Genomic DNA, 19,371 nt, shown 5'->3' on the forward strand with positions numbered 1-19,371 from the left:
AGCCTGGCCGAATCGGCACGGTGATCCACCGGATTCGGTGATTGTCTTCGGGCGGCCCGGCCGTTTGCTCGGGTGGTCAGGCATGGGCGTTCTGCTGCTGGGCATCGGTGAACGGGGAGCCGTAGGCGGCGGCAACGATCGCGAGGAAGCCATCGCGGTAGGTCTCCCACTCGTGGCGGAGCCGGTCGGCGTCCGGCTGGTGCTCGCCCCCGAACTGCTCGTCGGCGAGGACCGCCAGTACCTCGTTGGCGAACGCTTCGGTGTCATCGACCGGTACGAACGCGGCCGGAGAGATGCCGGCGCCGTCGCGGTGGCCGGGGATGTCGGTCAGTACCAGGGGCAGGCCGTGCTGCCGGGCTTCCAGGATGGAGATCGGCACCCCCTCGAAGCGGCTCATCGACACGAAGGCCCGCGCGCCGGCCAGCGCGCTGTCCACGATGTCCTTCTGCCACACGGCGCCGAGCCAGACCACGTGGTCGGTGATGCCGAGCCGGTCGGCGAGCAGGCGGAGGGGGATCGTCTGGTCCCCGTCGCCGATGATCACGAGACGGACCGGCTTGGGGGCGTGGGCGACGACGTGGGCGAAGGCGTGCAGTAGGGCGTTGTGGCCCTTGTGGGGGTACAGGCTCTGGACGGAGACGAGGTAGGGGTCCTGTGCCCAGTGCCAGGTCGGGGCCGGGACGGCGGTACGGGGTTCGGTGGCGTTGGTCAGGGTGCTGACCTTGCCGGCGGGCACACCGACGTCTTCGAGGAGGAAGCGGGTGGAGCGGCCTCCCACGGCGACGATGCTGTCCTCGAACCGGGCCAGGTTGCGGTCCAGCCGGTTCTTCGCGGGGGTCCGCAGGTGGGAGTAGTCGGAGTGGCAGAAGCGGACGACGGTGCGCGCTCCGTGGAGGGCCGGGCGGATCGACGGGTACAGGCGGCCGTCGCCGAACTGGAGCAGGACGGTCGCGCCGCTGACGAGGCGGGAGAGGAAGGCGATGCGGCGGAGGCGGCCGGGCGGGGCGATCACGAGTTTTGCCTGCGAGGGGAGTTCGGCGATGAGCGCGTTGTCGCGGCCGGGGTCCAGGATGCAGACGGCGACCTCGTATCCGGCGGCGAGCAGGATGCGGGCGTGCGAGAGCAGGACGCGTTCAAGGCCGCCGACGGTGAAGTGGCGCAGGATCATCACCACGCGGGTGGTGGGCGGCTGGGCGGAGGGCATGGCGGTCTCCCGGGGGTAGGGGCGGGCCGGGTCCTGCTGCAGGTCCCGGCCCGGTGCGGTCAGCTCGTGCGGTGCACCTTGTGCTGGGCGGCCTGGGCGAGGGGTCGGACCTCCATGAGGTCGATGTCCACGTGGGCGGGGCGGCCGGCGCACCACACCACGCATTCGGCGATGTCCTCGGGCGTGAGCGGGTGCTCGACTCCCTGGTAGACGGCGGCGATCGCCTCCGCGTCGTTGTTGAACCGCTCGCGCATGAACTCGCCGCCGGCTTCGTCGCCGCGCATCATGCCGGGGGCGATCTCGGTGATGCGGACGGGGGCGCCGTTCAGCTCCAGCCGCAGGGTCTGCACCAGCGCGGTCAGCGCGTGCTTGCTGGCGGCGTAGGCAGCGCCGCGCTCGTAGGGGACGCGGCCGACCGTGGAGCCGATGAACTGGACGTGGCCGCGGTTGGCGATCAGGTGGGGCAGCAGGGCCTGGGTGGTCTGGACGGCGCCGACGACGTTCGTCTCGTAGGTGCCGCGCCAGTCGGCGATGTCGCTGTCGGCGATGGTGGCCGCGTGGGTGGGGATGCCGGCGTTGTTCACCAGCAGCGTCAGCGGGAGGAGGTGCTCGGCGACGGTGCGCTCCAGCGCGGCCACCGAGTCGGCGTCGGTGACGTCGAGTTGGTGCGTGGTGATGCCGGTGGGGGCGGACGGGGTGGTGGACAGACGGCGGGACGCGGAGATGACGGCGTATCCGGCCTTCTCCAGGGCCTCGGCGGTGGCCCGGCCGATGCCGGCGCTCGCGCCGGTGACGACGGCGAGGCCGCGGGGGGACTGACTGCTCACGGGGGTTCCCTTCATCGCGATTGGCTGATCCGGGTGGAGCGGTCTGGACTCCCGTTCAGGAGTCCAGAAGCCAGGCGTGGGCCGGGTCGGTGTGCAGGGCCAGGTGCGTGTCGGCCTCGCCGTGCGCGGCCCACAGGTAGTAGAGGTCGTGTCCGGCGGCGGCGGCGACGGTGTGGTAGCCGCTGGGGACGCTCGCCAGGCTGGTGTCGGTGATCACCGTGCTGCGGGCGTCGCGCACCGTCTCGTCGTAGGTCAGCAGGACGCCGAAGCCGCTGGACGGGCGGACCCGGAAGGCGAACGCCTCCTGGAGCGCGGTCTCGTCGGGCGGGTTGCTGTGCTGGTGGCGGTGCGGCGGGTAGGTGGACCACCGGCCGTCCAGGGCGAGGGTTTCGCCCAGCAGCAAGCCGGAGGTGCGCGGCGGCTGGAGCAGGGTGGTGACGTGGCGCTCGTACGAGCCGGTTCCGCGGACTTCGCGCTCGGGGGCGGTGATTGTGGTGGCGTTCTTCTCCTGGGGGAGCGCCCCGACGATCGGCGAGTGCACCTCGACGGCTTCGGCGCCGCGCGGGCCGGCGGTCGCGGTGGCCTCGGTGCCGGGCGTGAGGTGCCATCCGGCGGCGGGGACGGTGAAGGGGTCGTCGCGTTCGACCGTGTGGTCACCGTCGTGCAGTGCTGCGGTGAGCCGGCCGGAGACCAGGATGAGCGCGGTCTCCTGCTGCGGGCGGGCGCGGAGGACGAGGCGCTGGCCCGGCGGGATCCGGTGGTAGGTCAGGTCAAGGCCGTTGGGGGTCCGGACGGTGGCGGGGTCATTCATCGCGGTTCTCCGGGGTTGTCGGGGCGGGGATCGGCAGGCGGCGGCCGAGCCGGCTGGCGTCGTACATGGCGGTGCCGGTGGCCACGGCGAGGGCCGCCTCGGCGGCGGTGGCGAACGGCGATGTCGCCCCGGGCATCAGCGCCTCGGGCAGCGCTTCGAGCATCCGGCGGTCCGCCCCGGCGTGGCTTCCTTCCTCCCGGCGGATCTTGCGCAGGGTGCCCTCGGCGGCGGACGCGGAGCGCAGGTCCACGAAGTGGGGGCCGGAGCGGGCGTCGTACTGGACGGTGCAGGTGCCTTCCGTTCCGCGGAGGGTGCAGGTGTAGCCCTCTTCCGGGGAGTTGAGGGTCAGCGCGTAGTGGACGGTGGCACCGGAGGCGTACTGGATCAGGGCGTGCACGCTGTCGTGGATGTCGGCGTCTTCCGGGATGCCTTCCTTGCCGGGGAGGTAGTGGCGGCGCTCCAGCAGGGCGGTGACGGTGACGGGTTGAGCGCCGAGCCACCATGCCAGCAGGTCGAGGTGGTGGCTGGCCTTGGTGACCTCCAGGCCCCCGGAGGCGGCGCGCGTGTGGTGCCAGCGGGTGAAGTAGCTGCGGGAGTGCGAGGCGCCCAGGGTGTAGTGGAAGTCGGCCTCGAGCACCGTCCCGATGTGGCCGCCGGCCAGCAGTGCGCGAACCTGGCCGTGGAGGTTGGTGAAGCGGAGGTTGTGGCCGACCAGTAGCCGCGCGCTGGAGTCCTCGGCGGCCCGGACGAGGGCGAAGGCGTCTTCGGCGGTGGTCGCCAACGGCTTCTCCACCAGCGTCGTGCACCCGGCGGCGAGGGCCTGCACCACGTGGTCGCGGTGGGCTGCGTCGGGGGTGGCGACGACCACGAGGTCGGGTCGGTCGTCTGTGAGAATGCGGTCCAGTTCCGCCGGGCGGGCGACGGCCGCGCCAGGCAGACTGCGGGCCATGTCGCGGGCGGCGCCGGTGTCGGTGTCCACCACGGCCAGCGGCCGGACCGGCTCCGCCTGGTAGGGCGGCAGGCCGGACAGCCACGGGCCGTAGACCTTTCGGGTCCGGGCTCCGGCCCCGATCAGCAGAACGCGCAGGGGTTCGTTCACCGGCCACCGCCCGCGAGGGGAGCAGTGATCGGGCGTCCGCCGAGAACGACTGCGCGCACGCTCAGGTCCGGGCCGAGGACGACGACATCGCCGTCCGCCCCGGGCAGCAAGCTGCCCTTGCGCGGGTACAGGCCGGCCGCGCGGGCAGGGGTGGCAGTCGCCATGGTCAGCACGTCCTCGACGCGGGCGCCGGTCATCTCGCGCATCCGGGCGGCGGTGACCGCCAGCGGTGTCACGCTGCCGCAGAGGCTGGTGCGGTCCTCGGTGGCCGCGTAGCCGGCGTGGACCCGCCCGGCGCTCGCACCGGTGCGGAAGGCCGTACCGGGGGGTAGTCCGGTGCCGGCGGTGGCGTCGGAGACCAGGCACAGCCGCTCCGGCCCCAGGCAGCGCAGGGCGATGGTCAGCAGGGCTGCGGGCAGGTGGTGGCCGTCCGCGATGACCTCGGCCGTCAGTTCGTCGGACGCGAGGGCCGCCTCCAGCAGACCGGGAAGCCGGTGCAACTGGGGGCGGGTCAGTGTGGACTGGCCGCTCCACAGGTGCGCGATGTGGCTCAGCCCGAGCCGGCGGGCGCGGGCCAGGTGCTCCGGGGTGGCGCTGCTGTGCCCGGCGGAGACCCGGACCCCCTGCGCGACCAGGTAGGAGATCAGCTCGTCGGCGCCGGGCAGTTCCGGCGCGAGGGTCACCATGCGCAGGGTCTCGGGCAGCGGCGTCAGCTCGCGCAGGAACTGCGTCGCCGAACGCAGGTGGGCAGGATCGTGTGCGCCGCGCTGTTCCGGGGCCAGGCACGGACCTTCGAGGTGGACACCGGCCAGTGTCGGGGTCTGTCTGCCGGCGATCAGCTCGGCGGCGGTGGCCAGGGCGGCGGCGGTCTCGGCGGGGCCGGTGCTCGCCAGGGTCGCCAGTGCGGTGGTGGTGCCGGCCAGAAGGTGGGCGTGGAGCACCTGGTTCCAGGCGGCCGGGTCGGGCTCGGTGAGGTCGTGGCCGAGTGCGCCGTGGAGGTGGATGTCCACCAGGCCGGGGCTGACCAGGCAGCCGCTGGCGTCGATCGGCGCGGGTTCGTGGGGGCAGTCGTTGCTCACGCTGCCGCGGCAGATCAGCACCTGTCTGATGCGTGTCTGCTCGGGGTCGGGGTGGATCACGGTGCCGGAGCGGATGACCACGCAGTCGGTGAAGTTCCCTCGGCTGATCACCCGCGTACCCCCACCGCGGTGGAGGCGGGCCGGGCGGTGGTGCAGGCGCACGCGGTTCCGCGGACGCCGCCGGGCAGGTGGCGGTCGTAGGAGCCGCCGTCCCACAGGTATCGGGTGCCGTCCGGGGTCAGCGGTTCGGTGAGGGCCAGCGGGACGGCCCGGTCCAGTGCGCCGCTCAGGACGTCGGGGAGATCGACCTTTCGCAGCAGGCCCAGTTCGTCAAGGCGTTGGGAGTGGACCTGCTGTTCGATCTCCCGGATCTGCCGGGGGATGGCGATGGCGTTGGCGCCGGTGGCCAGGACCTCGCCCAGGCTGTTCGCGCCCGCGGCGCCGACGAACAGGTCCGAGGACCGCATCCACGGAAGCAGGTCCGGTTCGTACGTCCGGATCTCCACGGCGGTGTCGTTCTCCCACAACTGCCGCAGGCCGCGCTGGACTTCGGGCTCCAGGTAGGGGCCGGTGACCAGCAAGGCCCGGTCGAACAGGTCGCGCCGGCCGCGCAGGGCCGCGGAGAGGGCGCGCCACAGGTCCCCGGCGCCCTGTCCGCCGCCCATCGCGGCGACGATCAGCCGCTCGTCGGGGCCGACGCCGATCTGCCGGCGGGCCTCGTCCCGGGGCACGGTGTAGGGCTCGGCGAGGTAGCCGGTGTAGTGCAGGCGGTCGGCGGCCTCCCGCGGGATCCGGTAGTAGTCCGCGAGGTCGAAGACCTCGGGGTGGGTGTGCACGTTGAACTGGCAGTAGTGGTCGAGCACCCACGGGCCGCGGCCCGGGTCGCCGAAGTACTTGCGGAGCGTCTTGTCCCGGTCGAACAGCACGCCGCGGAGGCTGAGCACGGCGTGCTCGGCGTACCGGGCCTCCAACGCGGGCACCAGCTCGTCGTCGGTGCCGCGGGGGATGTGGTCGCTGATCAGCACCTCGGGCCGGTAGTGCCGCAGGAAGGTGGTGATCAGGTCGGTGCGGACCTGGTGGAGGGCGTCCTCGTCCATGGCCAGGCGGGCGCGAAGGTTCCAGCCGGACGGGTCGTCGAAGTTCGCGAACGAGGGGATCTTGATGATGTCCACCTCGGCCGGGAGCAGGTCCAGGCCGCGGTAGGCGCCGGTGATGCCGGCGATGGAGTACGGCTCAGGGGACCGCAGCAGGTAGCTGGTCACCTTCGCCGTGCTGGAGGTGTGGCCCAGGGAGCGGCCGTTGTGCCAGTACAGGGCGACGGTGCGGGCGCCGGGGTTCGTCATCGGCTGTGTTCCTCACGGGTACGGGCGTCAGTCTGGCGGGCCGCGCGCTGTGCGGCGGCCGGATCGGTCTCGCTGTCCAGGGCCGTGCGGAAGGCCGCCAGCGACCAGCCGGGATCGACCTGGATGCGGGAGAGCGCGTAGGGGTGGTGCACGTCGGCCCGGTGGTGCTCATCCGTGGCCAGCGCGAGCGGGTACAGCTCCGCGACGGCCCGCTGCACCCGGGCGTCGTAGGCGCCGTAGGGGTAGGCGAAGGTGCGCGGAGGGCGGCCCAGCAGCTCGGCGAGGACCTCGCGGTCGCCTGCGGTCTGCCAGGCGAGGGCCAGGTCGCTGGTGGCCGTCAGCCGCTGGTGGGTGTAGCTGTGGGCCGCGACCGCGTGTCCGGACGCCGCCCAATGCCGCACCTGGTCGAGATCGGCCAACTCCTGGACAGGGTGGCACACTTGGCGTGGCCGGTCTGCTCCGAGGTAGCCGCCGCACACTGCCATCACGGCGGGCATGCCGAACCGGTCCAGGACGGGCAACGCGGTGGAGACGGTGTTGGCGTAGCCGTCGTCGAAGGTGATCAGCACGGCGTTCGCCGGAAGGGGGAGGCCGCGGGCGACCATCGTGTGCAGGTCGTCCTCGGTGACCACCGTGTACGGCCCGTTTGCCAGCAGTTCCATCTGCTGGGTGAAGCGTTCGGGCGGCACGGCCATGGGGCTGGGCAGGTCCTGCACCAGGTGGTACATCAGGATGCGCATCAGTTCCTCCGGGCGGGTAAGACTGCGGCAGTCCGCTGCCGGGCCGAGGCGGCTGAGCCCGGGACAGTCCGAGCACGAGCAGCCGGGAGGGATCGGCCCGCGAGGTGTGGCAACGAGGCGCGGATGTGCGGCGCGAGGTTCCTGAAGCCGGCCCCGCCGGTGACCGTGATCCGCAGACCGTCGGTCACAACTGCTCCACGGTGGCGGTCGGGCGGTCCGCCAAGCGGCCCCGGCAGTCGAGCACGAAGGGCGAGAGGGCGGCGACCCGGTCGTAGTCGAAGGTCTCATGATCGGTCAGCACCACCACGGCATCCGCGGCGGCAAGCTCCTCGTCGGTCGCCAGCACCAGTCGCACGCCGTTGAGCGCGGCCGGGGCGGCGACAGGGTCTACGAAGGGGTCCACCGCACGGACCTGTGCTCCGCGGCTTGCCAGCAGGCGGGCCACCTCCAGCGACGGGGACTCCCGCAGGTCGCTGCTGCCGGGCTTGTAGGCCAAGCCGAGCAACAGCACCCTCGCGCCGTCGAGCCCGCGGCCCAGGCCGGCTAGGTGCTGGCCCACCCGGTTCACCACGTAGGCGGGGCGGCCCGCGTTGATCTGCGCGGAGAGGTCGATCAAGCGCGACCCCTGCCCACGGGCCTGCTCCGCCCACCACGACAGGTACACCGGATCAATCGGCAGGCAGTGGCCTCCGATGCCGGGGCCGGGGTCGAAGCGCATGAAGCCGAACGGCTTGGTCTCCGCCGCGGCCACCGCCTCGCGCAAATTCAGGCCGGTGTCGCGGGCGACCTCTGACAGCTCGTTGACCAGCGCGATGTTCACGGCCCGGAACGTGTTCTCCAGCAGCTTCGCGAGCTCGGCTTCCTCGCACCGACCCACCGGGACGACCCGTTCGACCAGCCCGCGGTAGAAGGCGGCGGTGCGCTCCAGCGACGCGGAGTCGATGCCGCTGACGATCTTGGGAGTCGTCACGAGGGTCCACAGCCGGTTGCCGGGGTCGATCCGCTCGGGGCTGAACCCCAACGCGAACTGAACGCCCATCCGCAGCCCGGAGACCTCCTCCAAGACGGACCCCAGAACGTTCCGGGTCGTGCCCGGGTAGCTGGTGGACTCCAGCACTACTAACGCGCCCTCCCGCAGGTACCGCCCCACCGTCCGGCCGGCCGTGAGCACGTACGACAGATCGGGCACGCCCTCACTCAGCGGCGTCGGGACGGCGATCACCGCCACGTCGAACCCCGCCGCGTCGTTCGGCACCGACGTGGGCCGGTAGGTGCCATCCCGCAGCAGCGGCCCCAACTGCGCGCAGGTGATGTCCTCGACCGGCGAACTGCCGCAGGTCAGGGCCTCGATCCGGTGCACGTTGGTGTCGAGACCCACCACACGGTGACCCATCTGGGCGGCCCGCACCGCCAGGGGAAGCCCCACGTAGCCCTGGCCAACAACCAGAACTCGGAGGGAATCCACCACGACGGGGCGGCCGTCGCTCTGCACAACGCCCCCGGCTGTAACCGGCGTTCGCGTGCGGCCCGGTACGGACGCACTGAACATCAAGGTGCTCCTCAGGTTTGAAGGGGGAAAGTGCCCGCAGACGCACCGCTCGGGCACACGCCGGGGCCTCGACTATGGGTGTGGGCAGACACAGTTGGCGCTGGCTTCCCAGAGCTCCTCTGCGATCAGCCGAACGCCCGGCGCCGATGGCTTCTGGTGCCTGACAATCAGTCAACGCCCGAACGCAACGCGCCGGAACTGGGCATGCTGGTAGGAAACTTGAATGCCTTGAAAACTGGGAGGCGACTGTGACAGCACCACGGAAGCGCGTACCGAACCAGCCCCTGTCCGCCCTGATCGACGAGGCCGGATGGACAAACGGGCAGCTCGCACGAGCCGTCAACCGTCTCGGATCGGCGTCCGGGCTCGACCTGTCCTACGGCGAGTCGACGGTGTCCTACTGGCGCTCGGGCACCACCCCGCGCCCGAAAGTCCAGCCACTGGTCCTCGAAGCGCTCTCAACCGCGCTCGGTCGGCCCGTAACGTCAGTCGCGGCCGGCTTCTCCCCCTCGTCGGCCACGGCCTCGGGCGAGCGACCCGAAAACCTGGTGGACCTGGTGAGAGACGACATGGACCCATCCCGACGCGGCGTGCTCGCCGCCGGCCTGTACTCCGCAACCCTGGCGGTGCCTGGTTTCTCCGAGCTCGGCGACCGGCTGGACCGCTCACGCGACGATGCGACAGCCGGCCGCACCGTACGCATCGGACCGGCCGAGGTCGCCACCGTCCGCACCATGACGACCCGGATCGCCGACATCCTCGACGAACTCGGCGCCGGCCACGCCCGCCCCATGGCCGCGGCATTCCTGGCCAACACCGTGATGCCGTGGCTCACCGCCGATGCCGTCTCCACCGTGAAGGCCGACATGCAGGCCGCGGCATCCGACCTGGTCTACCTCACCGGCTGGATGGCGATGTACGAACGGGCCCACGGGCTCGGTCAGCGCTACTACGTGCAGGCGCTCAAGCTTGCCGGGGACGCGGGTGACCAGCTCACCTACTGCCGCACCCTGCGTGGAATGGCCCTACAGGCATCGAACCTCGGAAACGGGCCGAAGGCATTGCAGTTCGCCGACAGCGCGGCGGAGGCCGCACCCGTCGCCGGCCCCCGCCTGGTGGCATTCCTACGCGGCCAACAGGCCCATGGAGCGGCGATGGTGGGCGACCAGAGGACGGCGTTCAGTCGCCTCGCCGAGACGGAAGCGGCGCTGTCTCGGGCGGACGGCCGCAACGATGCGGTCGGCGGCTACGACCAGGCCGCCTACCACTTCCACGTCTCCCACGTACTCGCCGCCCTCAGCGACCTACCCGGGTCGATCAAGGCCCTCCAGCAGTCCAACCGCTTCCGGGCAGCCACCGAGCGGCAGGGCCGGGTTCACGCGCAGGGACTGCTCGCCACCCGGCAATGGCAGCACGGGCACATCGAAGCCGCGGCCGCGACCTGGTCACGCTTCCTGGACGACTACGAAACCCTCTCCACCGCGCGAGGCGACGAGCACTTCGGCACCCTGCGCCGGCACATCGCAGCGAGGCCGGACGTCCAAGTAGTTCATCAACTCACCGAGCGGGTCCGCAAGGTGGCCAAGGCCAAGGCAGCCTGAGCAGCAGAAAGCCGCCCACCGCGGCGCCGTGGCGGTTCAGGCGCTGGCGCAGGTGGTGCTGCATCCGATTCCGGCGAGTTCTTCTGCACGGGCCCATCCTGCCGGGTGCGGCGGCGGCCCGCCATGATCGTTGGCCGTGCGTGGTGGGCGACGGGCGGGGACGGCGGTTGCGGTGGTGCTGGAGGCCGAGGCTCCTCACCGGCATCGACACCGCAGCACCGCAGCTGATCCGCGCCCTCGACAACGGCATCTGGCTCTGCACGGCGGCATCGTCGCCCGCGTCCACCAGCCCGGCACCGAGATCAGCGCCCACACCGAGATCCGCGATGCCTACTGGCGCGCCCCGCTGCCGGGCGACGCGGGTCACGCCCCGTCGGTGGCGCGGGTGACCAGGCGATGCCGCTGCTGCGCGCGGCGTCACCAAGGCCGGCGCGCCATCAGCCGGCGATGCCGATCCGTCGGGCAAACTCCCTTGCGCCGGGGGTCGGCATGGGCGCGAACACCAGCGCGGTGACCATGGTGCGCAGGGCTGGACGCCGGACCTCCTCGGGGGCGACGCGCTCCACGAACCGCAGCGCCGCCAGGGTGCGGGGGCCGTCGCCGATGGCCTGCCACATCCGGGCGGTGTCGGTGCCCAACCGAGCGCGGCGTTCGGCGGTGGGCAGTGCGGCCGGGGTGATACGGGTGGCGTAGCGGACGGCGTGGTCCGGGTTGCCGAGGGCGGTGTGGATGCCGATCCGGTAGAGGTCGACCTGCGCGGGGGTGGCGTCGACGGTGTACAGCTGCTGGGGCGGAAGGTCGGCAGGCAGACGGTCGACGGCTTCGGCGGCGCCGGTCATCAGGTCGTGGGCGCTGGAGGCGTCTTTGTTGCAGGCAGCGGTGTAGGCGGCGGTCATCCACAAGGTGGCGGCGACCGCGCGGGCGGCGGGCCCGGGGCGGGAGTCGAGGTCGGTGGCGGTGCGGCGCAGCAGGTCGACAGCGGCGGCGGGGCGGCCGGCGCGGCGCATGGTGATGGCCAGGACGCGGACGGCCTCCCCGACGACGGCCGGGTCTCCGCTGCTCTGGGCGGCTTGTAGGGCCCGGTCGGCCGACGCCCAGGCCAGGTCGCTGTGGGCTTTGGCGGCGAGTTCGGTGGCCAGGACGTAGCTGCGGGCGGCGGCTGTGTCCGCGAGTTCGCGTTCCCGTCCGGTGCTGGAGCCGCGCAGGGCTTCGGCGGTGGCGACCAGGTCGGGGAGCGTCGCGCCGAGTTCGCGGTAGGTCGCGGCGGTGAAGTGGGCGCGGGCGGCGGCCAGGGAGTGTTGGAGCGTCACGAGCGACGCCCGCTGCGGTGCCGGCGGTGTGAACAGCAGCCGTTCGATGTCGGGGGCGGCGTCGTAGGGCTCGCTCTCGCGGGCGGCGGCGGGGCGCGGTAGGGCGAGCGCGGCACCGATGGTGGCGGCTCCGGTGAACAGGGTCCTGCGGCGCATGTCGTCGTCCTCCTCGTGCGTCGCTTTGCCCTCATTGTCCTCGGACAGGTCGATGTTGAGTACCCGTTCGATGAACGGGAGCCACTCACGGGGGACCCGTAGGCCTTTCTCCCAGCGGTAGACCTGCTGTCTGTCGCAGAACGCCGTCTTCCCCCAGCGCGCCATGGACAGTTCGTCCGCGAGGCTCTGCTGGCTGCATCGCCGCGCTTCGCGTGCGGCGCGGATGTGTTGCCCGATGGTGGTCATGGTCCGGCCCGATTTCTCGCGGTGCTGGTTCACAACTGGCCTACAACTGGCAGACATTGTGGCACCTATGCACGGGGTGCGCCCGGGAGTTGACTGATCGTCACCAGCCCGGCGACAGGCAGCCGGGCACCGAGCGGGAGGAAATCCGCCATGGACAAGAACAGCAACCCGGTCTACGAGGCCCCCGTCGTCCTCGACGCCGGCGACGTCGTCGAGGTGACTCTCGGCAGCAGCACCTTCGACACCGCCGACAGCACCCAGTACAAGTACTGACCCCGGCTGGGGCTGGGGCCGGCGAGTGGAGTCGAGTGCCGCGCCCCGGCCCCGGCGGCACGGAGGCGCCGGGCCTGTTCTTGTTCTCGTGCTCGGGAGCGGGCGGGGCCCGGTGCCTCCGCCTTTCGATCGGACGGAGAGGGGAGAGGCACCGATGAGGTGGAGCGCTGGCCGGTACGGGACGACCGGGAGCGACCGGCGGCCCGCCGGCGGCCGTGCCGTACCGGGCATGGGCAGCACGTGGACGGCCGGGTGGCCCGCAGCCCGGATCCGCGCGGTGGACGACGGCCGCACGGCACTGGCGGTGATCGGCGAGTGCGGAGCCGACGACGCCCAACTGCGGGCGGCGCTGCCGACCGTGCGAGCGGAGAGGTGGCGGGCGCTGACGTGCTGGCCCGCCTCGTACCTCGTCGTCGCCCGCAGCGGCGGGACGACAGCGGTGATCGGGGACCTGGCGGGGCAGCACCCGGTGTACTACCGGGCCGAGGCGGCCGGTGTGTGGTGGGCGACTGCCGCGTCCGCGCTCGCCGCGCTGGACGGCGCCCCTGTCGACGCGTCCGCGCTCGCCGCCCACGTGGCCCTCGGGCAGCCCGACGTCCTCGCCGGCCGGAGCCTGTTCCGCGACGTGCGGCGGGTGCCCGGCGGGCATCTGCTGCTGCTCGGCCCCGACGGGGCGGCGGTGGAGCGGTACGAGCCGGTCTCCTACCCGTACGTCGACCTGCGCCGGCAGGCGCCGGTGCTGCGGGCCGCACTCACCGAGGCGGTCGCCGCCCGGGTCGACGACCGGCCGGTCAGCTCGGACCTGGCGGGCCTGGACTCCACCACGCTCGCGTGCCTGGCCGCCCAACGAAGTCCGGTCGCCGCGATGACGTTCGCCGACCACCGCCTGCGGGACGACGACCTCGGTTACGCGGTCCGCACCGCAGCCGCCGTACACGGGATCACCCATCACACCGTTCCCGGCGGGGCGGGCACCGTGTACTACGACGGGATCGGCGACCTGACGGCGCTTCCGGTGACCGACGCCCCGAACGCGTACACCGTGACCGCGTCCATCACGCGGGCCGTCCTGAACACCGTCGCCGAGTGCACCCCACGCCCCGGCGTGCACTTCACCGGCGCGGCCGGGGACGCCGTGCTGTCCGCCCCCTCCTCCTACCTCGCAGATCTGCTGCGCGCCCGGCGGTACGGCCGGGCATGGCAGCACACCGTGGCCCACGCCCGTCTGCGGCACACCTCCCCGTTCCGTCTCCTCGGCCGCGCCCGCCCGGCCTCCAAGGTCGACCTGGCGGAGGCCTGGCGGCAGATCGCCGCCGCGCTGCGCGGGCCCGCCGCCGACTGGATTCCGCAGGCGCAGCGCCCGGTGGCGTGGACGGTGTTGCTGACGTCGGCGGACTGGATGACGCCCGATGCCCGGCGGATGCTCGCGTCCGCCGTGGACGAGGCTGCCGACACCCTCACCGAGGTGCCGGCCCGGCTCGCGGAGTGGTCCGACCGGCAAGACCTCGTGCGGTTGGGCGCGGACATCACGGGGTGGCGAACGCTCGCCGCCGCCGAGTACGGCATCGACCTGGCCGCGCCGTTCCTCGACAACGAGGTAGTCCGGGCCTGCCTCGCCGTGCCCGCCGACGAGCGCGGTGCACCGGGTGCCTACAAACCGCTGTTGAGCTTGGCGTTCGCCGACAGCCGGGTGCTGCCGCCCTTCGTGTTGGCCCGTACGACGAAGGGCGGGTTCAACGGGGTCGCGTACGCGGGCCTGCGCAAGAACGCCCCCGTCCTGCGGGATCTGCTGGGCCCGTCGTCGGAGCTGGCGGCGCTCGGCCTGGTCACCGAACAGCCGGTCGCCGACATGCTGGCCCGAGCGGCAGCCGGGCAGCCGACCGCCCAAGGTGCTCTGCACCTGGTGGTCGCTGCCGAGGTGTGGCTTCGTCAGCACGCCGGCGCCTCGACGACGTGGTGGGAGGAGGTGGGCAGCCGTGTGGCGACTGTGTGAGGGCACCCACTCCGTGCTCACCGACGAGGGCGGCGCGATCCTCAGCGAACAGACCGGCCGCTGGATCTTCCTGACGCCGACCGCTGCGGCCGCTGTACTGTCCCTGCTCGCCTCCACCACCGAGGCGGAGGCCGCCGACCGGTTCGCCGAGTGGCACGGCATCGACGTCTGGCGAGCCGCCACCGACGTCCGCACGGTCGCCGAGGCGCTGGCCGCACAGGGCCTCGCCGACGACGAACCGGCGGCCGCGCCGCGCCGCTGGTGGAAGGGGTGGCGGGCGTGACCAGCATGGAGGCGTATTCCACGGTCCGGACCGGCACGCACCTCGAACGCCTGGCCGCCGCAGCCGGATTCACCACCGCCGTGGTGCTGCTCCGGCTGCCGTTCCGGCACACCGTTCGGACTGTTCGTCTCGCCCGCCGTCTGGGCCGGCGCGAACTGGGCGCGGCCCGGGCCGAGGCCGTTGTTGGCGCGGTGCGGCATGCGGCCCGCCGGTGGCCGGGCAGGGCCGCGTGCATGGAGACCTCTCTCGGCGCCGTGCTCGCTGCCGCTCTGCTCGGCCGCCGCCTCGACTGGTGCCTGGGGGTGCGGTTCGCGCCGCCCCCGGTCGAGTACCACGCGTGGACCGAGCTGCCCGGCCACGGCCCCGTCGGCGAGTACACGGCCGACGGGTGGCACCACCACACGGCCCTGACGATCTGACTGATCCGTCCACCGGGCACCGTGTCCTTCACCCGCCCGGAGCAGTTGTCGCATACGTACCCGCAGCCCCTCGAAGGAGTGACCACGTGACCGTCGCCGACGTTGCCGCGCGAGTCCCTGAGCGCCACTACACCCACCACGACGGCCGGGGCGTCACCCCGAACCGCTCCAACCCGGCGGTGATCCACCGTGATCTGGCCGCCCTGGACGTCCGCGGCGGCATGAACGTGGCCGAGGTCGGCACCGGCTCCGGCTACTCCGGCGCCCTGCTCGCCGAACTCGTCGGCCCCTCGGGCACCGTGACCAGTCTCGACATCGACCCCTACCTCGTGCGGTGGGGGAACCTCATCCATCAGCAGCGCGGCCTGCAGCACGTCCGCTGTCACGTTGCCGACGGCACCGCCGGTTTCCCCGCGCGGGCGCCGTACGACCGGATGGTGGCCTGGTGCACCCCGCCGCTGCTGCCGCAGGCGTGGGTGGACCAGATCGTCGACGGCGGTCTGATCGTCGCCCCGCTGCCGATCGCGGACGTCCCTCACATGACCGTCGTCGCCACGATCCGTGTCACCGGCGGCGAACCGGTCGTCGAGACGGTGAGCACCGGCGGCTACATCGAGGCGACCGGCGCCCCGAAGACCGACCCGGACGTGCCGGGCCGGTGGGTGGACTGGGAGAACCGCATCCCCGCCCCGGCGTGGATCTCCATCGCCTGGCGCGAGCACGACGACGACCTCCACACCGGCGCCCGCGCCACACTCGCCCGCCTGCTCACGGACGCCCACACCGAGCCGTACGACGGGGCCGAACTCGACTGGCCCTCATGGCAGACCTACGTGGCCGCCCAGAACGACCCCCACCTCACCGTGGCCGGCCTGAACCCGGACGTGCTCGCCATCGGGCACTCCACCGCGACAACGGCCGCCGTCCTCCGGCACGACGGAACGATCCTCGCCGACCGCCCGGATTCCCCGTCCCTCGCCGTCCTGCACAACTGGCTCACCGCCTGGGAGGCCGCCGGCCGCCCCGCACCCGAGGCCCACACCCCCGCTCTCGCGCGCGGCGTAGACGGCTGGTGCTTGCGTCTGAACGTCTGAAATCGAACACTCAGGAACTACTGACTTTCTCCGGACGCACCGGTCCTGTCCCGGGCCGGTCGCGGTCCCGGACAGCTCTCGCTCGTCACGGCCGGATCCCCACGGCGGCCACGACAGGTCCATGCCGTCGAGTTTTCTGCCCTCCGAGGTCTCCCCAGGGTCTCTGACCAGCTAGTTCACGTCGTAGGCATGTGTGTGACGTGGGAAGGCGGGGGCTCAACCGCTACTACCATCGGTGTTTCGCCGACACCGGGAGTAACTGCTATGTCGATGCCGCGCATCGGAGTCGTCATCGTGACGATGGGCACTCGCCCGCGGGAGTTGGAAGCCCTGCTGGCCTCGGTCGAGAAGCAAGACACGCCGGCGACTCGGGTAGTGCTGATCGGCAACGCGACGCCCCTCACGGATATCGCGACGGACGCCATCAAGGTGCCGCTGGAGGAGAACCTCGGCTGCCCGGGAGGCCGCAACGTCGGGCTGAAGATCCTCCGCGAGTCGGGCGAGGTCGATGTCGTCGTCGAGCTGGACGACGACGGCCTGCTCATCGCCGACGACGTCTTCCGCAGGGTCCAGCGGCTCTTCGCGGCGGACCCCAAGCTCGGGATCATCGCGTTTCGCATCGCGGACGAGAACGGAGTGACTCTGCGGCGCTGGATCCCCCGCCTTCGCGCGGGCGACCCGACACGCGGAGGCCTGGTCACCACCTTCCCCGGAGGGGGCCATGCCTTCTCGGTTCCCATGCTCGAACGCATCGGCGACTGGGCCGGCGAATTTTTCTTCGGGCATGAGGAGAGCGACCTCGCGTGGCGGGCCCTGGATGACGGCTGGGACATCCTCTATGAACCCGAGCTGATCCTTCAGCACCCCGCGACGGCTGCGGCCCGCCATGCCAACTTCTACCGCTTCACCGCCCGCAACCGGGTCTGGCTCACGCGCCGTCGGCTTCCTCTGCTCCTGATCCCGGTGTCTCTGGGCTTGCGGATCTTGCTGACCATGGCCCGTCTCCGGTCCACCAGCGGGCTGAAGGCGTGGTGGGGCGGCTTCTTCGAAGGCTGGCGCACTCCGTGCGGGCCCCGCCGGCCGATGAGTTGGCGAACGGTGTGGCGGATGACCCGCCTGGGGCGGCCCCCGTTGATCTGACGGCCGGCAGCGGTCATGGCAGCGGCCGAAGGTGTCGGTCAGGGACTTGCGGCTGTTCTTCCAGGAACTGGGCGTGGAACTCGGACATGCGACGCTCCAGCGAGCGGTTGTTGTCACGGGCCGCCGCGAGTCGGCTGGTCAACGTCCTGTTCTCGCCGGTGGCGGTCCGCAGTTGCTGCTTGAGGGTGGTGTTCTCGGTGACGACACGCTGGACGGCGTCGGCGGGAAGGTCCAGTTCGAGGTCTCGGATGCGGCCCATGAGCTCGCCGATGGTCCGCCGCTGGGCCTGGATCTCGGCGACGGTCCGCTGCAGCGCGTCTTCCGCGTTCAGGGCCCGCTCCTTCCAGGACGCTTCGCCTGCCTCGGCCGCTTCCTGACGCGAACGGGTGCCGCGGCCCTCGGCCTCGGCGCTCGCGGCCGCGATCAGTCGGCGGGCGTCGGCGTTCTGGTAGAGGAACGAGCGGGAGACGCCGGCCCGCCGCTCAACGGCCCGGGCCGTGACGAGTGCCCGTTCCTTTCGCATCGCCGCGAGAGCGGACGTGACGCGGGCGAGGAGCTTGTCCGTGTGCCGGCGGCGGGCCGCGATGGCGGCGGCCGTCTGCTCTGGCGTTCCGCTCATGCGACTTCTACGCGCTCCTCATCGGTGTCTTCGCCGTGGTCGGGGTCGGCATGGCTGGTGAGGTCGGGCACCGGGAATCCGGTGTTCCAGAGGCGACTGAAGTAGTCCTGCGGGCGCCTCAGGTCCGTGGCCAGGGCCTGGTCGAGCAGACCGAGCCCGGCCAGGGCCTTCTCCAGGCCGTCGATCGCCCGGGCCGTCGGCTCGAAGACCAGAAACGCCGTGCTGGCCGCCAGCGGCCGTAGCCGAGCTCCGCACGGTAGCCCGCCAGGCTTACCGAGGAAGAGAAGGTCCTCCACGCCGACCGCCACCGCCTCGTGCCGGGCCAAGGCTGCGTTGAGTAGTTCGTGCCCCTCGCGCAGGGTGTCACCCCCCCAAGACCACGATCTACACCTGCGTCGCCCTCACCCCCGGCGCCGGGGGTGAGCACCACGAGGCGAACATCGCCCGCGACCTACTCGCCGACGAGGACACCCCGGCAGATGCCTTCGGCGACACCGCCCGCCAGGCCCTCGAGGGGGCCAGACATCGACTGCTCTTCAAGCCGGTCGCCGTGGGCGGCGGCGCGGCAGCTGCTCCGCTCACCGCGTGCGGCGGCCGGACGAACCGCGGCTTTGAGCACCTTCGCCAGTTCGGCCGTCGACGTCAGCGTGCCGGCCCGGACCACCTGGTCGACGGCCGGCTCCAGTCGCTGCTCCGCAGACGACGACGGCGGGTTCCCTGGTGCTCGGGTCGCCGCGCCGCCCCGTCGGCCGAACTCACCCCGGGCACCGCCGCCCTGCTGCGCACCGCCCGCGCGCCCGGGATCAACGGCTGCAGCGCGTGCGTGCACGCCACGGTTGGCGCGGCGGAGAAGGGCGGCGAGTGCGACGCGCGGCTGCACACCGTCGCCGCCTGGCGCGCTCGCCTTCGCGGCCCGGTACCGTGGCGCTGGTCCTAATACATTAGATTGATGGCGTTGGGATAACTGTGGAGGGACGACGAATTGGGTCCGCCGGCATCGCGAGTGCCTGTGGGCGAACACCAATCCGCCGTCCCGGATGGAACGCCGGTACCACTACGGCATGCGCGGTCGGCCCCTTGCCGGGGGCCGGCCGCGGCTACATCAGGTCGAGGATGACCTTCAGTACCGCTGCCAGCTTGGCCGTGATCGTCACCACCTTGACGATGGTGTCGAGAACGCGACCCCACTTCCGTGGGGAACGCTCGGGCCTGGGCCGGCTGTTGTGGCGCCGGACTTCACGGTCCGCCGAGGCCGGCTGCTCCTCGATGGCTGACTGCTCCCCCGAGGCCGACTGCTCCTCCGGCGGCAACCCCTGCTGCTCGGATCCGTTCATCCAGCTCCCTCCCTCCCCCGCCGTTGAAGGCAGGTGTTCGCCGGCGGCACCATGCCGCCGGACGCCGAGGGGCCCGGAGGCCGATCGGGAGGGAGCGCTGGCGACACGTCAGTCAACCGGGTGCTCGTGGCGTCCGTTTTCGTGACCTGTCCCCTGCTGGGACTGAGCGTAAGGGGAATGTGGCGGACGCCCCAAAAGCACCCACGGCCCAGGCGCAAAACCCCAGGTCAGCCGCTTAGGTGCGTCGCACC

Annotated in this window: 20 protein-coding genes; 7 read left to right on the forward strand and 13 right to left on the reverse strand. The window is 72.1% G+C overall.

All coding sequences use genetic code 11. The features are described from left to right. Window positions 1–76: 76 nt before the first annotated feature. The 8 genes from ACIQF6_RS28000 to ACIQF6_RS28035 form a co-directional block, all read right to left on the reverse strand. On the reverse strand, window positions 77–1,204 hold the full coding sequence (locus ACIQF6_RS28000; protein WP_400899803.1) for a glycosyltransferase: 1,128 nt from the start codon (window positions 1,202–1,204) through the stop codon (window positions 77–79). A gap of 59 nt (window positions 1,205–1,263) precedes the next feature. Then, window positions 1,264–2,031 (reverse strand): SDR family oxidoreductase, encoded by a 768-nt coding sequence (locus ACIQF6_RS28005; RefSeq protein WP_400899805.1) that lies wholly within the window; start codon window positions 2,029–2,031, stop codon window positions 1,264–1,266. 55 nt (window positions 2,032–2,086) lie between these two features. Then, on the reverse strand, window positions 2,087–2,842 hold the full coding sequence (locus ACIQF6_RS28010; RefSeq protein WP_400899807.1) for a 5-deoxy-glucuronate isomerase: 756 nt from the start codon (window positions 2,840–2,842) through the stop codon (window positions 2,087–2,089). Then, on the reverse strand, window positions 2,835–3,941 hold the full coding sequence (locus tag ACIQF6_RS28015; protein WP_400899809.1) for a Gfo/Idh/MocA family protein: 1,107 nt from the start codon (window positions 3,939–3,941) through the stop codon (window positions 2,835–2,837). Before ACIQF6_RS28015 ends, ACIQF6_RS28010 begins: the two co-directional genes overlap by 8 nt. After that, a complete protein-coding gene (locus ACIQF6_RS28020; protein ID WP_400899811.1) occupies window positions 3,938–5,131 on the reverse strand; it encodes an N-acetylglucosamine-6-phosphate deacetylase in 1,194 nt (397 codons plus the stop codon). Before ACIQF6_RS28020 ends, ACIQF6_RS28015 begins: the two co-directional genes overlap by 4 nt. Beyond that, window positions 5,128–6,363, reverse strand: a complete 1,236-nt coding sequence (locus ACIQF6_RS28025; protein WP_400899813.1) for a glycosyltransferase family protein — start codon at window positions 6,361–6,363, stop codon at window positions 5,128–5,130. Before ACIQF6_RS28025 ends, ACIQF6_RS28020 begins: the two co-directional genes overlap by 4 nt. Further along, window positions 6,360–7,103, reverse strand: coding sequence for a polysaccharide deacetylase family protein (locus tag ACIQF6_RS28030; protein WP_400899815.1), 744 nt, complete (start codon window positions 7,101–7,103; stop codon window positions 6,360–6,362). The genes ACIQF6_RS28025 and ACIQF6_RS28030 overlap by 4 nt, the downstream gene beginning before the upstream one ends. A gap of 184 nt (window positions 7,104–7,287) precedes the next feature. Beyond that, window positions 7,288–8,595 carry a nucleotide sugar dehydrogenase gene (locus ACIQF6_RS28035; RefSeq protein WP_400899817.1) on the reverse strand — a complete coding sequence of 436 codons (1,308 nt, stop codon included), beginning with the start codon at window positions 8,593–8,595 and terminating at the stop codon, window positions 7,288–7,290. Window positions 8,596–8,900: 305 nt separating this feature from the next. On the opposite strand from ACIQF6_RS28035, the gene ACIQF6_RS28040 reads away from it, so the two are divergent. Continuing rightward, window positions 8,901–10,253, forward strand: coding sequence for a hypothetical protein (locus tag ACIQF6_RS28040; protein ID WP_400899819.1), 1,353 nt, complete (start codon window positions 8,901–8,903; stop codon window positions 10,251–10,253). Window positions 10,254–10,690: 437 nt separating this feature from the next. Here the strand turns inward: ACIQF6_RS28040 and ACIQF6_RS28045 are convergent, their stop codons facing one another. Then, complete coding sequence (locus tag ACIQF6_RS28045) at window positions 10,691–11,965, reverse strand: XRE family transcriptional regulator (RefSeq protein ID WP_400899821.1); 1,275 nt, start codon at window positions 11,963–11,965, stop codon at window positions 10,691–10,693. Between the two features lie 150 nt (window positions 11,966–12,115). Between ACIQF6_RS28045 and ACIQF6_RS28050 the strand changes: the two genes are divergently transcribed. The 6 genes from ACIQF6_RS28050 (at window position 12,116) to ACIQF6_RS28075 (ending at window position 17,167) form a co-directional block, all read left to right on the forward strand. Beyond that, window positions 12,116–12,238, forward strand: a complete 123-nt coding sequence (locus ACIQF6_RS28050) for a lasso RiPP family leader peptide-containing protein (protein WP_400899823.1) — start codon at window positions 12,116–12,118, stop codon at window positions 12,236–12,238. A gap of 154 nt (window positions 12,239–12,392) precedes the next feature. Further along, window positions 12,393–14,231: an albusnodin/ikarugamycin family macrolactam cyclase gene (locus ACIQF6_RS28055; protein WP_400899825.1), complete on the forward strand. Its 1,839-nt coding sequence runs from the start codon at window positions 12,393–12,395 to the stop codon at window positions 14,229–14,231. Next, a complete protein-coding gene (locus ACIQF6_RS28060; RefSeq protein ID WP_400899827.1) occupies window positions 14,215–14,514 on the forward strand; it encodes a PqqD family peptide modification chaperone in 300 nt (99 codons plus the stop codon). The genes ACIQF6_RS28055 and ACIQF6_RS28060 overlap by 17 nt, the downstream gene beginning before the upstream one ends. A gap of 5 nt (window positions 14,515–14,519) precedes the next feature. Then, window positions 14,520–14,933, forward strand: a complete 414-nt coding sequence (locus ACIQF6_RS28065) for a lasso peptide biosynthesis B2 protein (protein WP_400900154.1) — start codon at window positions 14,520–14,522, stop codon at window positions 14,931–14,933. A gap of 86 nt (window positions 14,934–15,019) precedes the next feature. Beyond that, window positions 15,020–16,027 carry a protein-L-isoaspartate O-methyltransferase gene (locus ACIQF6_RS28070; RefSeq protein WP_400899829.1) on the forward strand — a complete coding sequence of 336 codons (1,008 nt, stop codon included), beginning with the start codon at window positions 15,020–15,022 and terminating at the stop codon, window positions 16,025–16,027. Window positions 16,028–16,291: 264 nt separating this feature from the next. Next, window positions 16,292–17,167 (forward strand): glycosyltransferase family 2 protein, encoded by an 876-nt coding sequence (locus tag ACIQF6_RS28075; protein WP_400899831.1) that lies wholly within the window; start codon window positions 16,292–16,294, stop codon window positions 17,165–17,167. A 13-nt stretch (window positions 17,168–17,180) separates the two neighbouring features. On the opposite strand, the gene ACIQF6_RS28080 is transcribed toward ACIQF6_RS28075, so the two are convergent. The 4 genes from ACIQF6_RS28080 to ACIQF6_RS28095 all read right to left on the reverse strand — a co-directional run bounded on the left by ACIQF6_RS28080 (window position 17,181) and on the right by ACIQF6_RS28095 (window position 19,120). Further along, a complete protein-coding gene (locus ACIQF6_RS28080; RefSeq protein WP_400899833.1) occupies window positions 17,181–17,786 on the reverse strand; it encodes a DUF6262 family protein in 606 nt (201 codons plus the stop codon). After that, window positions 17,783–18,112, reverse strand: a complete 330-nt coding sequence (locus tag ACIQF6_RS28085) for a hypothetical protein (protein ID WP_400899835.1) — start codon at window positions 18,110–18,112, stop codon at window positions 17,783–17,785. The genes ACIQF6_RS28080 and ACIQF6_RS28085 overlap by 4 nt, the downstream gene beginning before the upstream one ends. Before the next feature lie 125 nt (window positions 18,113–18,237). Next, window positions 18,238–18,666: a hypothetical protein gene (locus ACIQF6_RS28090; RefSeq protein ID WP_400899837.1), complete on the reverse strand. Its 429-nt coding sequence runs from the start codon at window positions 18,664–18,666 to the stop codon at window positions 18,238–18,240. A 217-nt stretch (window positions 18,667–18,883) separates the two neighbouring features. Then, window positions 18,884–19,120 carry a hypothetical protein gene (locus ACIQF6_RS28095; RefSeq protein ID WP_400899839.1) on the reverse strand — a complete coding sequence of 79 codons (237 nt, stop codon included), beginning with the start codon at window positions 19,118–19,120 and terminating at the stop codon, window positions 18,884–18,886. Window positions 19,121–19,371 lie beyond the last annotated feature (251 nt).

Origin of the sequence: Kitasatospora sp. NPDC092948, assembly GCF_044754805.1 — a bacterium.
Taxonomy (GTDB): domain Bacteria; phylum Actinomycetota; class Actinomycetes; order Streptomycetales; family Streptomycetaceae; genus Kitasatospora.

What these genes read in the sequence shown, in the direction of transcription:
- ACIQF6_RS28075 (WP_400899831.1), top strand. Translation starts at nt 16,292, where the DNA reads ATGTCGATGCCGCGCATCGGAGTCGTCATCGTGACGATGGGCACTCGC.
- ACIQF6_RS28045 (WP_400899821.1), bottom strand. Translation starts at nt 11,965, where the DNA reads ATGACCACCATCGGGCAACACATCCGCGCCGCACGCGAAGCGCGGCGA.
- ACIQF6_RS28080 (WP_400899833.1), bottom strand. Translation starts at nt 17,786, where the DNA reads ATGAGCGGAACGCCAGAGCAGACGGCCGCCGCCATCGCGGCCCGCCGC.
- ACIQF6_RS28000 (WP_400899803.1), bottom strand. Translation starts at nt 1,204, where the DNA reads ATGCCCTCCGCCCAGCCGCCCACCACCCGCGTGGTGATGATCCTGCGC.
- ACIQF6_RS28030 (WP_400899815.1), bottom strand. Translation starts at nt 7,103, where the DNA reads ATGCGCATCCTGATGTACCACCTGGTGCAGGACCTGCCCAGCCCCATG.
- ACIQF6_RS28025 (WP_400899813.1), bottom strand. Translation starts at nt 6,363, where the DNA reads ATGACGAACCCCGGCGCCCGCACCGTCGCCCTGTACTGGCACAACGGC.
- ACIQF6_RS28065 (WP_400900154.1), top strand. Translation starts at nt 14,520, where the DNA reads ATGGAGGCGTATTCCACGGTCCGGACCGGCACGCACCTCGAACGCCTG.
- ACIQF6_RS28055 (WP_400899825.1), top strand. Translation starts at nt 12,393, where the DNA reads ATGAGGTGGAGCGCTGGCCGGTACGGGACGACCGGGAGCGACCGGCGG.
- ACIQF6_RS28095 (WP_400899839.1), bottom strand. Translation starts at nt 19,120, where the DNA reads ATGAACGGATCCGAGCAGCAGGGGTTGCCGCCGGAGGAGCAGTCGGCC.
- ACIQF6_RS28010 (WP_400899807.1), bottom strand. Translation starts at nt 2,842, where the DNA reads ATGAATGACCCCGCCACCGTCCGGACCCCCAACGGCCTTGACCTGACC.
- ACIQF6_RS28050 (WP_400899823.1), top strand. Translation starts at nt 12,116, where the DNA reads ATGGACAAGAACAGCAACCCGGTCTACGAGGCCCCCGTCGTCCTCGAC.